At 66.1% G+C, this 12,510-nt stretch carries 11 protein-coding genes and 4 tRNA genes; 4 read left to right on the forward strand and 11 right to left on the reverse strand.

Annotation, left to right across the window (positions count from 1 at the left end):
* Positions 1-66: 66 nt before the first annotated feature.
* The 11 genes from Y887_RS10880 to Y887_RS10930 all read right to left on the reverse strand — a co-directional run bounded on the left by Y887_RS10880 (position 67) and on the right by Y887_RS10930 (position 7,490).
* Positions 67-142 (reverse strand) — tRNA-Thr (locus Y887_RS10880).
* Positions 143-175: 33 nt separating this feature from the next.
* A tRNA-Gly gene (locus tag Y887_RS10885) sits at positions 176-249 on the reverse strand.
* Between the two features lie 29 nt (positions 250-278).
* Positions 279-364: transfer RNA gene (locus Y887_RS10890), tRNA-Tyr, on the reverse strand.
* A gap of 153 nt (positions 365-517) precedes the next feature.
* Positions 518-1,609: a redox-regulated ATPase YchF gene (gene ychF / locus Y887_RS10895; RefSeq protein WP_046964353.1), complete on the reverse strand. Its 1,092-nt coding sequence runs from the start codon at positions 1,607-1,609 to the stop codon at positions 518-520.
* Between the two features lie 74 nt (positions 1,610-1,683).
* The gene (pth, locus tag Y887_RS10900) at positions 1,684-2,268 is read right to left on the reverse strand and encodes an aminoacyl-tRNA hydrolase (RefSeq protein WP_046964354.1); all 585 of its coding nucleotides are present in this window, start codon (positions 2,266-2,268) and stop codon (positions 1,684-1,686) included.
* A gap of 50 nt (positions 2,269-2,318) precedes the next feature.
* Complete coding sequence (locus Y887_RS10905) at positions 2,319-2,954, reverse strand: 50S ribosomal protein L25/general stress protein Ctc (protein WP_046964355.1); 636 nt, start codon at positions 2,952-2,954, stop codon at positions 2,319-2,321.
* Between the two features lie 110 nt (positions 2,955-3,064).
* Entirely contained in the window at positions 3,065-4,024 is a 960-nt protein-coding gene (locus Y887_RS10910; protein ID WP_039411276.1) for a ribose-phosphate diphosphokinase, read from the reverse strand.
* 181 nt (positions 4,025-4,205) lie between these two features.
* Positions 4,206-4,282 (reverse strand) — tRNA-Gln (locus Y887_RS10915).
* Positions 4,283-4,285: 3 nt separating this feature from the next.
* Positions 4,286-5,170, reverse strand: coding sequence for a 4-(cytidine 5'-diphospho)-2-C-methyl-D-erythritol kinase (ispE, locus tag Y887_RS10920; protein ID WP_084726008.1), 885 nt, complete (start codon positions 5,168-5,170; stop codon positions 4,286-4,288).
* On the reverse strand, positions 5,152-5,805 hold the full coding sequence (lolB, locus tag Y887_RS10925) for a lipoprotein insertase outer membrane protein LolB (protein ID WP_046964357.1): 654 nt from the start codon (positions 5,803-5,805) through the stop codon (positions 5,152-5,154). Before lolB ends, ispE begins: the two co-directional genes overlap by 19 nt.
* Positions 5,802-7,490: a tetratricopeptide repeat protein gene (locus Y887_RS10930; RefSeq protein ID WP_046964358.1), complete on the reverse strand. Its 1,689-nt coding sequence runs from the start codon at positions 7,488-7,490 to the stop codon at positions 5,802-5,804. Before Y887_RS10930 ends, lolB begins: the two co-directional genes overlap by 4 nt.
* A gap of 65 nt (positions 7,491-7,555) precedes the next feature.
* On the opposite strand from Y887_RS10930, the gene hemA reads away from it, so the two are divergent.
* The 4 genes from hemA (at position 7,556) to moaB (ending at position 12,488) form a co-directional block, all read left to right on the forward strand.
* Positions 7,556-8,854 carry a glutamyl-tRNA reductase gene (gene hemA / locus Y887_RS10935; RefSeq protein ID WP_046964359.1) on the forward strand — a complete coding sequence of 433 codons (1,299 nt, stop codon included), beginning with the start codon at positions 7,556-7,558 and terminating at the stop codon, positions 8,852-8,854.
* A complete protein-coding gene (gene prfA / locus Y887_RS10940; RefSeq protein WP_046964360.1) occupies positions 8,832-9,917 on the forward strand; it encodes a peptide chain release factor 1 in 1,086 nt (361 codons plus the stop codon). Before hemA ends, prfA begins: the two co-directional genes overlap by 23 nt.
* A complete protein-coding gene (locus Y887_RS10945; protein ID WP_046964361.1) occupies positions 9,914-11,620 on the forward strand; it encodes an O-linked N-acetylglucosamine transferase, SPINDLY family protein in 1,707 nt (568 codons plus the stop codon). The genes prfA and Y887_RS10945 overlap by 4 nt, the downstream gene beginning before the upstream one ends.
* A gap of 349 nt (positions 11,621-11,969) precedes the next feature.
* The gene (gene moaB, locus Y887_RS10950; protein WP_046964362.1) at positions 11,970-12,488 is read left to right on the forward strand and encodes a molybdenum cofactor biosynthesis protein B; all 519 of its coding nucleotides are present in this window, start codon (positions 11,970-11,972) and stop codon (positions 12,486-12,488) included.
* The last annotated feature ends 22 nt before the right edge of the window (positions 12,489-12,510 follow it).

Raw genomic sequence — 12,510 nt, forward strand, 5'->3', positions numbered from 1 at the left:
CGAATTTAGCTTTTGCCATGGGTGCAAGTTCTCGGTAATCGTTTGGAGTTTAAGACGATTGAGTAATGGTGCTCACGAAAGGAATCGAACCTTCGACCTCCTCCTTACCAAGGAGGTGCTCTACCGACTGAGCTACGTGAGCGAGTTTTGCATTATGCCATGCATTTGCGTTCAATGGAGCGGGAGACGGGAATCGAACCCGCACCATCAGCTTGGAAGGCTGAGGTTCTACCGTTGAACTACTCCCGCGCCGGGAACTGCATGCCACAACGTGAAACTGGTGGAGGGAGGTGGATTCGAACCACCGAAGGCGTAAGCCAGCAGATTTACAGTCTGCCCCCGTTGGCCGCTTGGGTATCCCTCCAGCTTTTACTACCGGACCGTGGCGCGGTGAGGCGATTCGGTTCGGGGTGAAGCAGCCCGTTATTTTGTTGTGGGACGCACCCGGTGTCAACAAAAATTTTGAACTCTTCGCCACTACTGAATGCGCGCGACGATCAGCGCCGCGCGCACCGGGTCAGACGTTGAAACGGAAGTGCAGCACGTCGCCTTCCTGGACCCGATATTCCTTGCCTTCCAGACGCAGACGGCCCGCGTCGCGCGCACCGGCTTCGCCGCGATATTTGATGAAATCATCGAAGCCGATCGTCTCGGCGCGAATGAAGCCCTTCTCGAAATCGCTATGGATGACCGCCGCCGCCTGCGGTGCGGTGGAGCCGGCCCTGACCGTCCAGGCACGCACTTCCTTGACGCCTGCAGTGAAGTAGGTCTGCAGGCCCAGCAGCGTGTAGGCCGCGCGGATGACGCGATTCAGGCCGGGCTCGCTCAGGCCGAGATCGGCCAGGAAGGTGTCGCGATCTTCGTCGTCGAGCTGGGACAGCTCCTCTTCGATGGCGGCCGAGACCGGCACCACTTCCGCACCTTCGGTAGCGGCGCGCGCACGCACCGCGTCCAGGTGCGGATTGTTTTCAAAGCCGTCCTCCAGCACGTTGGCGATGTACATCACCGGCTTGAGCGTCAGCAGGAACAGATCGCGTATCAGCGCCTTTTCTTCTTCATCCAGCCCGGCCGCACGCGCTGCCTTGCCGTCGGCCAGCGCGGCCTGCAACTTGGCCAGCACCGGCTTGCGTGCCGCTGCATCCTTGTCACCGCCCTTGGCGCTGCGTTCGGCGCGATTGAGCGCCTTTTCCACGCTGTCCAGATCGGCCAGCGCCAGCTCGGTATCGATGGTTTCGATATCGGCGATCGGGTCGACCTTGTTGTTGACGTGGATGACATCGTCGTTCTCGAAGCAACGCACCACGTGGGTGATCGCATCGACTTCGCGGATGTGGGCCAGGAACTTGTTACCCAGGCCTTCGCCGCTCGCCGCACCGGCGACCAGGCCGGCAATATCGACGAACTCGACCGCGGTGGGAATCAGCTTCTGCGGCTTGACGATCTCGGCCAGCTGGTTGAGGCGCGGATCCGGCACCGGCACGATGCCGACGTTCGGCTCGATGGTGCAGAACGGAAAATTGGCCGCAGCGATGCCCGCCTTGGTCAGCGCATTGAACAGGGTCGACTTGCCGACGTTGGGCAGGCCGACGATGCCGCATTTGATACCCATGGGTCACATCCGGAATTTGGGATTCGGGATTGGAGATTCGCCATGCCGCACGGCTGCAAATCCCCAATCCCCAATCACGCATCCCTGCTGGTATGCAGGCGCTTCATCGCTTCGTTGAAATTGCCGTCGATCGCCAGCGGCAGGACATCGATGGCCGCATCCACCGCAGCACCGATCGCAGCATCGTCCTCGCGCCCTGCCCGCCCCAGCACCCACGGCACCACACGGTCCTTGTGGCCAGGGTGGCCGATGCCGACGCGCAAGCGGTGAAACTTGCCGTGCCCGAGCAGGCGGATCGTGTCACGCAGGCCATTCTGACCGCCGTGTCCGCCGTCGAACTTGAGCCGCGCCGTGCCCGGCGCCAGATCCAGTTCGTCGTGTGCGACGAGCAGCTGCTCCGGCTCGATCTTCCAGAACCGCAGCGCGGCGGTGATCGACTTGCCACTGAGATTCATGAAGGTGGCCGGCTTGAGCAGCCAGACCGGTTGTCCTGCGATATCGACCTTGGCCGTTTCGCCGAACAACTTGCTGTCCAGTCCCCAGCGGGCGCCACTGCGCTCGACGAGGGCATCGACGAAACGAAACCCGGCGTTGTGCCGGGTTTGCGCGTGTTCCGGACCCGGATTCCCGAGTCCGACGATCAGCCGAAGTGCAGACATGCCAGTCACCGCGGCCGATTCCCCGCACATGCGCGGAATCGGCCGACGGATTACTTGGTTTCTGCGCCTTCGCTGCCTTCTTCACCGGCAGCGTCCTCTTCTTCGACGCGCACGTGCTTGGCAGCGACCACGGCAACGTCGTGTTCCTTGCCCAGCTTCAGCTCGGGGATTTCGACGCCAGCCGGCAGCTTGATTTCGGACAAGTGGATCACGTTGCCCACTTCCAGGGCACCGAGGTCGACTTCGATGAATTCCGGCAGGTCCTTCGGCAGGCAGACCACCTGGACTTCGTTGAGCTCATGGGTCACGACCACTTCGCTCGACTTGCCGGCCGGCGAGGTTGCTTCGTTGATGAAGTGCAGCGGCACAGCAGCGCTCAGCTTCTCGTTGGCGCTGACGCGCTGAAAGTCGATGTGCATGATCAGCTGCTTGAACGGATGGCGCTGCATGTCACGCAGCAGCACCTGCTGCACGTCGCCATTGAGGTTCAGGTCCAGGATCGACGAGTAGAACCACTCGTTCTGCTGGGCGAGCCAGATCTGCTCATGGTTGAGCTGGATGCTGACCGGCTCGAGTTCGCCACCGTAGACGATGGCCGGAATGACGCCAGCGTGACGCAGGCGGCGGCTCGCACCCTTCCCCTCGTCTGCGCGGCGCTCGACCTTGATTTCGTGAGTCTTTGCCATGTTGTTTCACTACCTAGATTGGAATACCGCCTCGCGGCGATGAAGCGTCTCACCCGCGACCAGGAGAGACGTAGTACCGGCACCCGGAGATCCGGGCACCGAATGCGGGATCAGTCGACGTAGAGCGAGCTGACCGATTCGCCGAAGGCGATGCGGCGGATCGTCTCGGCCAGCAGCTCTGCCACGCTCAGCTGACGAATCTTCGGGCAGGTGCGCGCCGCTTCGTTCAACGGAATCGTGTCGGTCACCACCAGCTCGTCGAGCTGCGAATTATTGATGTTGTCCACTGCCGGGCCGGACAGCACCGGGTGGGTGATGTAGGCCACCACCTTGAGGGCGCCGCGCTGCTTCAGCGCTGCGGCGGCGGCGCACAAGGTGCCGGCGGTATCGACCAGGTCGTCGACCAGCACGCAGGTCTTGCCCTGCACGTCGCCGATGATGTTCATCACCGTGGCGACATTGGCGCGCGGGCGGCGCTTGTCGATGATGGCCAGGTCGGCATCGTCCAGGCGCTTGGCGACGGCGCGCGCGCGCACCACACCACCCACGTCCGGCGAGACCACGATCAGGTTGTCGGTGCCGTAGGCGCGCCAGATGTCGGCCAGCAGCAGCGGCGAGGCATAGACATTGTCGACCGGCACATCGAAGAAGCCCTGGATCTGGTCGGCATGCAGGTCGACCGTCAACACGCGGTCGGCTTCCATCGCGCAGATCATCTTGGCGGCGACCTTGGCGGTGATCGGCACGCGCGAGGAGCGCATGCGGCGGTCCTGACGCGAATAACCGAAATACGGGATCACCGCAGTGACGGACTGGGCGCTGGCGCGCTTGAGCGCGTCGATCAGCACCAGCAGTTCCATCAGATTTTCTGCGCTCGGCGCACAGGTCGGCTGGATGACGAACACTTCCTGCCGGCGCACGCTTTCTTCGATCTCCACCTGCACTTCGCCATCGGAAAAGCGCGTGACCAGCGCCTTGCCCATGCGCACACCGAGCTCCTTGCAGATGCTCTGGGCAAGCGGCTTGTTGGCATTGCCGGAGAACACCAGCAGGTTACGTTGGTCTTGCATGAGATCTCTCGGGCGGCGGCGAAGAGCGGGGGATCGATGGTGGAGCGTCATAAAGCCGACCCAATGCCGGGCTTTTCTTTCAATCCCCGCACATGGATGTGCGGGCTGTTGCAGGGGACCTGCATATACGGCTGTTGCAGAGGGATCTGCATCTACGACTGCTGCAGAGGGATCTGCAAATTGGCAGGGGCGGTAGGATTCGAACCTACGAATGCCAGGATCAAAACCTGGTGCCTTGGGCCTCTTGGCGACGCCCCTGCATCAAAACGTTGTTGCGTCCAGTACGTCGAGCAATGGCGAGTGCGCTGCACCCTCCACGACCCACGCCCGCAGGCTATCCGGCAACTGCGCCAGGGCCTGCTCTGCAGCAGCGCGCGTGGCGAATTCGACGAAACACCCACTTCCCGACCCGGTCAAACGTGGCGTGCCGATCTGTGACAACGCCTGGAACACCGCCTCGACGGCGGGTTCGCGGCGCCGCAGGACCGGCTCGAACGCATTGTCGAGCAGAGAACCGGAAGCGAAGTCCGCTATTTTCACGGGCGCAGCATCCCGCGTCAATTCCTGTGATTGAAATAACGCCGGCGTAGGCACGTGAACGCCCGGATCGACCAGCACATAGGCGGCCTGCGGGAGGGCGATCCGGGTGAGTTGCTCGCCCACACCCTCGGCCCAGGCGTTGTGTCCGCGGACGAACACCGGCACGTCCGCACCCAGTTGCAGACCCAGCCCGGCCAGTGCATCGACCGGCAAGCCCAGGCACCATAAGGCATTGAGCGCGACCAGCACGGTCGCCGCGTCCGACGAGCCGCCGCCAAACCCGCCACCGGCGGGGATGCGCTTGTCGAGGCGAATCTCCGCGCCGGCCCGTGCGCCGGTGGACGATTGCAGCAGGCGCGCGGCGCGGATCACCAGATCATCGTCCTCGGCAACGCCGGGCAGGCTGTCGCCGATGCGCCGGATCAGGCCGTCACTGCGCACACGAAGATGAATGGTGTCCCCCCAGTCCAGCAGCCGAAACACGGTCTGCAGCAGGTGGTAGCCATCGGCGCGGCGCCCGATGATCTGTAGAAACAGGTTCAGCTTGGCCGGCGCAGGCCATGCCGACCAGCCGTCCGGCGCTGCCATCAGGGCGATACCGTCCACTGATCGACCAGCAGGCGGACCTTGGCGCCGGCGTTATGGGCTTCGATGCGCTGCGGCAGCTCGGGCTGGCCGTCGCTGGCAGGTGCCCAGGCAAGAAATTCGATGGTCCAGCCGTCCTGCTGCACGGTGCGCGGGCGCCCAGCGACGTCGAGATCGACGCGCTGCGCGCCGGCATCGGCAATGCGCAGCGCGCGCACCCAGTCCGGCATCTGGTTGACCGGGATGGTCCAGCCGGTCGCTTCCAGCAGCACCTGCTCGGCATCGGGGCCGCTGCGCGGACCGCCGTCCAGCCCCTCGAGTCGACCGGCGCCGGTGGTGGTGTCGCCAGTGAGCACCCAGCTCTGGCGGGTCACCGGGGCACTGAGCTGCACGCGGTACCGGGTGCCATCCTGCTGCCAGTCGATGCGCCCGCTACCACCGTTGCGGTCCTTACTGATCGCCACCCGCCCTTGAAACGACCATTGCGGATGGGCCTGCAACCAGGCCTGGCGCGCAGCTTCGGCAGTACGCGCTTGATCCGACACGCGCTCGACCACCGCCGCGCCACTGCCCTGCCCGCGCGGCACGCTGACGCAGCCGGACAGGGCGACCAGCACCAGCCCGCCCAGGGCCAGCGGCCGTAGCACAGCGCTCATAGACCGAACTTCTCCGCGGCGCGTTGCAGCGCGCGATTGTCCGGATCCAGCCGACGGGCTTCATCAAAGTAGCGCCGCGCCTCGTCCTGCTTGCCGCTGACCCACAGCACCTCGCCCACGTGCGCGGCGATCTCCGGGTCCTTGGCCAATGCCCAGGCGCGGCGCAGCTGCACCAGGGCCTCCTTGGTGCGGCCCATGCGGTACAGCACCCAGCCGTAGCTGTCGACGATGGCCGGGTTGTCCGGATCGGCGGTGCGGGCACGGTCGATCAGCGCCAGCGCTTCCTTGTAGCGAGTGGTGCGATCGGCCAGGGTGTAGCCCAGCGCGTTCAAGGCCGCGACATTTTCCGGCTCGGCGACCAGGATCTTGCGCAGGTCGGCCTCGGCGCGCGCCACGTCATCGCGCCGCTCCCAGGCCAGGCCGCGGGCGTACAGCAGCGCGCCGTCGTCCGGGTAGGCGGCCAGGCCACGCTCGAAGGCGTCCAGCTCGCCCGGTGCGTCATCGGCGCGCTGATGCAGCTCGGCTTCCAGCACATAGGCATCGCGACGGGCATCGTCGTCGGCGGTGGCATCACCCTGCAATGCACGCACTTCCGCCAGCGCTTCGGGCTTGCGGCCCAGTTCGTACAGGGCACTGGCGGCGCGCAAGCGCGCTTCGCTCAGCTGCGATCCGCCGGGCACGCCGCGGTACCACTCCACCGCCTCGTCATAACGCTTGAGGAATTCGGCGATCTTGCCCAGCAGCAGGCGGCGGTCCGGGTCGGGCTTGGTGGCATTGCTCTTGAGCTCGCCATAGAGCGCCTCCAACGCGGTGCGGTCCTTCTCTTTGGCGAGCATGGACGCACGCAAGCCGTAGGTCTGGGTGTCCTGCGGCCCGGTGGACAGCACGCGCGCAGCCGCTTCGGTCTGGCCCATGGCGTCGTAGGCGAAGGCCAGCGCGCCGCGCAGTTCGGAATCCTTCACCGCCTTCGGTTCGACGTTCTTCAGCAACGCCAGCGCTTCGTCGTTCTTGCCTTCCTGCTGCAGCTGGGTGGCATGCAGCAAGGCCACGCGCGGCTCCTCGGGGAAGCGGCGCACCACCTCGTCGACGATGCGCTTGGCCAGCGCCGGGCGCTCCATGCGCAGCGCGAGCCGGCCAAATTCCTGCCAGACCTCGATCTGGTTGGGGATGGCGCCGGCCTTGACCAGGTCTTCGAGTACGTCGGCCGAGGCTTCCGGCTCGCGGCCGCCGTTGGCCAGCGCGATCAGCGCAAAGCGCCAGCCACGCGGGTCGGGCTCCTTGAGCAGGCCGAGCAGGTCGCGGCGCGCGGTGCGCAGGTCGTTACGGCGCAGGGCCAGCGAGGCTTCGGTGCTGCGCATCGACATCGACGACGGCGCGCGGGCGCGCCACAGCGCCAGGGCCTCGATGGCACGCGGGTCGTCGTTGGCCAGCATGGCGATGCGGGCGGCGCGCTCGGCCAGGCCGGCGTCGCCGGCTTCGGCCTTGGCGGCGTCCAGGTAGGCGCGGGCGGCATCGTCCAGTTGCCCGGCCTGCAAGGCGAATTCGCCGGCGAGCACAGGTTCCAGCGAGGTGGCGCCGGCACTGCTGGCCGGTGGAGCGGGCGGTGCTTTCTTGGGTGCTGCCGTGGCGTTGGCGGACACTGCTACCAGCAAAAGAACACTCAGGATGCGAATCGGTACAGGCATCGGGGGCAACCGGGCCGTAAAATGGGGCCCTGAATGGCCGCCAGCTTATCGCAAGCAACTGAACAATGACGTTGTGGGTGCTCGGACTGAATCACCAGACCGCACCTGTGGACCTGCGCGAACGCGCGGCGTTCGCAGGTGACGCGCTGCCGCGCGCGCTCGAATCGTTGCGTGCGCTGCCGCAGGTGCGCGAGGCCGCGCTGCTGTCCACCTGCAACCGCACGGAGCTGTACGCGATGGCCGACGATGCGCAGACCCTGGCCGGCTGGCTGGACGCACATGCGCCGGGGCTGAGCGGCTATCTGTACCAGCATCAGGACGCCGACGCGGTGCGGCATCTGTTCCGGGTCGCCACCGGGCTGGATTCGATGGTGCTGGGCGAGCCGCAGATCCTGGGCCAGGTCAAGGACGCCTGGGCGGTGGCGCGCGCGCACGGCGCGCTGGGCAGCGGGCTGGATCGGCTGTTCCAGCAGACCTTTTCGGTGGCCAAGCGCGCGCGCACCGACACTAGGGTCGGCGCCAACCCGGTGTCGGTGGCCTCCACCGCGGTGCGGCTGGCGCAGGAATCCTTTGCGCGGCTCAACGAATCGACCGTCTTGCTGATCGGCGCCGGCGAAACCATCGAGCTGGCCGCCAAGCATCTGAGCGAAGGCCGCGTGCGCCGGCTGCTGATCGCCAATCGCACCCTGGCGCATGCGCAGACACTGGCAAGCCAACACGGCGGCTATGCCTTGCCGTTGACCGATCTGGAACGCCATCTGGCCGAGGCCGACGTGGTGTTCTCGGCCACTGCCGCACACGAGCCGGTGGTAACGCGGGCGCAGGTGGAACAGGCGCTGCGTGCGCGCAAACGCAAGCCGATGCTGTTGTTCGACCTGGCGGTGCCGCGCGATATCGAAGCCTCGGTGGCGACGCTGAGCGATGCCTACCTGTACACCGTGGACGATCTGGAGCGCGCGGTGGAAGACAACCGCCGCAGCCGCCGCGAAGCCGCAGACCAGGCCGAGGCGATCATCGACCTGCAGGTGGCGCGCTATGTCGAGACGGTGCAGGCCAACGCGCGCCAGGCACCGCTCAAGCGGCTGCGTGCGTTCGGCGACAGCACCCGCGACGAACTGCTGGCCAAGGCACGCCAGCAACTGAGCAACGGCAAGCCGGCCGACGAGGTGCTGGAGCAACTGGCGCATGCGCTGACCAACCGCCTGTTGCACCCGCCGACCGCCGCGCTGCGCGATGCCGCGCTCAACAACGACCTGGAATTGACCAGCGCGGCCGACCGGCTGTTCCCGGAAAAACCCGGTTACCAACATCCCCCTGTAGCTACCCCGATCGTGAGGACTGATGACGCCGACCCTGCGCCGTAAGCTCGAAGCGCTGGCCGAGCGCCGCGAAGAACTGCAGCACCTGTTGTCCGACCCGGACGTGGTGAGCAACAACGACAGGTTCCGCAGCTTGTCGCGCGAACTGTCGCAACTGGAACCGGTGGCCGTGGCGCTGGAAGACGAGGCGCGCGCCAAGGCCGACCTGAGCGCGGCCGAAGCCATGCGCAACGACCCGGAAATGCGCGAGTTGGCCGACGAGGAGATCGCCGCCGCACAGGCGCGCCTGGACGAACTGGATGCGCAGCTGGCGTTGCTGCTGGTCCCGCGCGATCCGCGCGACGACGGCAACCTGTTTCTGGAAGTGCGCGCCGGCACTGGCGGGGACGAGGCGGCGATCTTCGCCGGCGACCTGTTCCGCATGTATGCACGCTATGCCGAGCGCCAGGGCTGGAAGGTCGAAATCGAATCCGACAGCCCCGGCGAGCACGGCGGCTACAAGGAAGTGGTGGCACGCGTGGTCGGGCGCGGCGCGTATTCGCGCCTGAAGTTCGAATCCGGCACCCATCGCGTGCAGCGCGTGCCGGCGACCGAGTCGCAGGGCCGCATCCACACCTCGGCGGCGACGGTGGCGATCATCCCCGAAGCCGACGATGTGGAAGAAATCGTGATCAACCCGGCGGACCTGAAAGTGGACACCTTCCGCTCGTCCGGTGCCGGCGGACAGCACGTCAACAAGACCGAATCGGCGATCCGCATCACCCACGTGCCCAGCGGCGTGGTGGTGGAATGCCAGACCGAGCGCAGCCAGCACGCCAATCGCGACAAGGCGATGAAGCGGCTGAAGGCGCAATTGGTGGAAGCCGAACGCAGCAAGGCGGCCGCGGCCGAAGCGCAGACACGCAAGTTGCAGGTCGGCAGCGGCGACCGCAGCCAACGTATCCGTACCTACAGCTTCCCGCAGGGCCGCATCACCGACCACCGCGTGGAAGGGCTGACCCTGTACGACCTGCCCAACATCATCGAAGGCGATCTGGATGCATTGATCGCACGCTTGCTGCACGAGCATCAGGCCGACGAACTGGCGCGGTTGAGCGACAGCCCGTGAGTGCCAACGTGCCGCGCGAGCTGCTGCAGCTGCGCGAGACGGTGCGGCGCCAGCCCGGCGATTTCATTGCGTGGTTGATGCTGGCCGATGCCGAACTGGGCATGGGCGGCATCGCCGCCGGCGAATTGGCCGTGCAACGCGCGTTGGCGTTGCATCCGGGCCACCCGGAAGCGATCGCGCGGCTTGGCCGCGTGCGTTGGGCGCAACAGCGGCATACAGAGGCCTCGCGGTTGCTGCAGCAGGCATCGGACCTGGTGCCACAGCATCCGGGCATTGCGCTATGGCTGGGCCATGCCTTGGAAGACGCCGGTCAGCCGGAGCAGGCGGCGGCAGCCTACGCGCGCGCGTATCAGTTGCTGCCCGACGAGCCGTACATCGCCGCGCAGCTGCTCAACTGGCGCCGTCGGTTATGCGATTGGCGCGCTCTGGACGCCTTGGCCGCACAGGTCCGCACCGCCGTGGCACAGGGCGCAGCGGCGGTGGAGCCGTTCGCATTCCTGAGCGAAGACGCCACTGCGGCCGAGCAACTGGCCTGTGCGCGGACGCGTGCGCAGGCGATCGCCTCAAGCCTGCAACCACTGCCGCCGATCAAGGTACGCAGCCGTGGTGCGTTGCGCGTGGGCCTGGTGTCCAATGGCTTCGGCGCGCATCCCACGGGGCTGTTGACGGTGGCGTTGTTCGAGGCAGTGCAGCAACGCCAACCGGCGCTGCAGTTGCACCTGTTTGCGACCAGCCAGGACGACGGCAGCGCGATTCGCGCGCGCCTGACGCAGGCCACGACGCTGCACGATGTCACCGCGCTCGGGCATCTGGCCATCGCGCAGCACATCCGCGCGCAGGGGATCGACGTGTTGTTCGATCTGCGCGGCTGGGGCGGTGGCGGGCGCCCGGAAGTGTTCGCCCTGCGGCCGGCGCCGGTGCAGATCAACTGGCTGGCATACCCGGGCACCTCCGGTGCGCCGTGGATGGATTACGTGCTGGGCGATGCATTCGCATTGCCGCCGTCGCTGGCGCCGTTCTACAGCGAGCAGGTGCTGCGCTTGAACCGCGTGTTTCAGCCGTCGGACATCACGCGCACGCTTGCCGAGCCGCCACCGCGCAGCGAGTGCGGCTTGCCTGCGCACGGCACGGTATTTTGCTGCTTCAACAACAGCTACAAACTCAACCCGCGCAGCATGGCGCGCATGCTGGCGGTAGTGCGTGCGGTGCCCGGCAGTGTGCTGTGGTTGCTGTCGGGGCCGGGCCAGGCCGATGCGCGCTTGCGTGCGGCAGCACAGGCGCAGGGCGTGGATGCGCAGCGCCTGGTCTTCATGCCGAAGTTGCCCCACCCGCAGTATCTGGCACGTTACCGGCACGCCGATCTGTTTCTGGATACGCATCCATACAACGCGCATACCACCGCCTCCGATGCGTTGTGGGCGGGTTGCCCGGTGCTGACCACGCCCGGCGAGACGTTTGCCGCACGGGTGGCGGGTAGCCTCAATCAGCACCTGGGGATGGAAGAGATGAACGTGGCCGACGACGCGGCGTTTGTGGCCAAAGCGATTGCGTTGGCGAGCGATGCGCAGGCGCTGGCGGATGCGCGCGCGCGTCTGGCGGAGCAACGCTTGGGCAGTGGCGTTTTCGATATGGACGGATTCGCTGATGATCTGGCCGCGCTGCTGCGTGGCGTTGCTCAGCGTAATGGATGGCAGGGGGTTTAGACGTCGGTAGTCAGATGCCGCATCGTCATGGTTTGCGTGAGACGGGTGTGGGTGGCGGCGCGGAGTCTTTCGCCGTCACCAGTCGATAGCCACAGATACACATGGATGCTGGATTCCCTTCTCCCATCGGGAGAAGGTGGCGCGTAGCGCCGGATGAGGGTACGTCTGCGGCAATGGCACTGGCCAACCCTACCCTCACCCCGACTAACCCTACCCCTCACCCCAACCCCTCTCCCGGCGGGAGAGGGGCCAACAGCAACGCGTCGGTCAATGCCTGGCAGTTAGGCGCTGCGTGCAACTTCACACTGCGGCGCTGTACCCCGTCGTCCAGGCTCGCTAGGCTTGGGCCATGCCTTCCAATCTCGACTTCATTCCTCTGCGCCTGTGCGTGCTGACGGTGTCCGACAGCCGCACGCTGGCCGACGACCGTTCCGGCGATTACCTGGCCGACGCCCTCACCCACGAAGGCCATGTGCTGCACGACCGTGCGCTATGCCCTGACGACCGTTACCGCATGCGCGCGATCGTTTCTGCCTGGATTGCCGATGCGCAGGTGGACGGCATCCTGGTCACCGGCGGTACCGGCTTCACGGGCCGCGACAGCACGCCGGAAGCGATCACGCCGCTGCTGGACAAGATCATGCCGGGCTTCGGCGAGATGTTCCGGGCCATCAGCGTGGAAGAAATCGGCACGTCTTCGCTGCAATCGCGTGCGTTTGCGGGGCTGGCCAATCACAGCTTCGTGTTCTGCCTGCCCGGCTCCACCTCGGCGTGCCGCACGGCCTGGGAACAGATCGTGCGTGCGCAGCTGGATGCGCGTACCAAGCCGTGCAATCTGGCGACATTGCGTCCACGGCTGGGCGAATAGCCTGCGCGCTCGATCGCCGAAC

Origin of the sequence: Xanthomonas pisi DSM 18956, assembly GCF_001010415.1 — a bacterium.
GTDB lineage: Bacteria > Pseudomonadota > Gammaproteobacteria > Xanthomonadales > Xanthomonadaceae > Xanthomonas > Xanthomonas pisi.

What these genes read in the sequence shown, in the direction of transcription:
- Y887_RS10905 (WP_046964355.1), bottom strand. Translation starts at nt 2,954, where the DNA reads ATGGCAAAGACTCACGAAATCAAGGTCGAGCGCCGCGCAGACGAGGGG.
- prfA (WP_046964360.1), top strand. Translation starts at nt 8,832, where the DNA reads ATGACGCCGACCCTGCGCCGTAAGCTCGAAGCGCTGGCCGAGCGCCGC.
- Y887_RS10910 (WP_039411276.1), bottom strand. Translation starts at nt 4,024, where the DNA reads ATGCAAGACCAACGTAACCTGCTGGTGTTCTCCGGCAATGCCAACAAG.
- pth (WP_046964354.1), bottom strand. Translation starts at nt 2,268, where the DNA reads ATGTCTGCACTTCGGCTGATCGTCGGACTCGGGAATCCGGGTCCGGAA.
- hemA (WP_046964359.1), top strand. Translation starts at nt 7,556, where the DNA reads ATGACGTTGTGGGTGCTCGGACTGAATCACCAGACCGCACCTGTGGAC.
- Y887_RS10930 (WP_046964358.1), bottom strand. Translation starts at nt 7,490, where the DNA reads ATGCCTGTACCGATTCGCATCCTGAGTGTTCTTTTGCTGGTAGCAGTG.
- lolB (WP_046964357.1), bottom strand. Translation starts at nt 5,805, where the DNA reads ATGAGCGCTGTGCTACGGCCGCTGGCCCTGGGCGGGCTGGTGCTGGTC.
- ychF (WP_046964353.1), bottom strand. Translation starts at nt 1,609, where the DNA reads ATGGGTATCAAATGCGGCATCGTCGGCCTGCCCAACGTCGGCAAGTCG.
- moaB (WP_046964362.1), top strand. Translation starts at nt 11,970, where the DNA reads ATGCCTTCCAATCTCGACTTCATTCCTCTGCGCCTGTGCGTGCTGACG.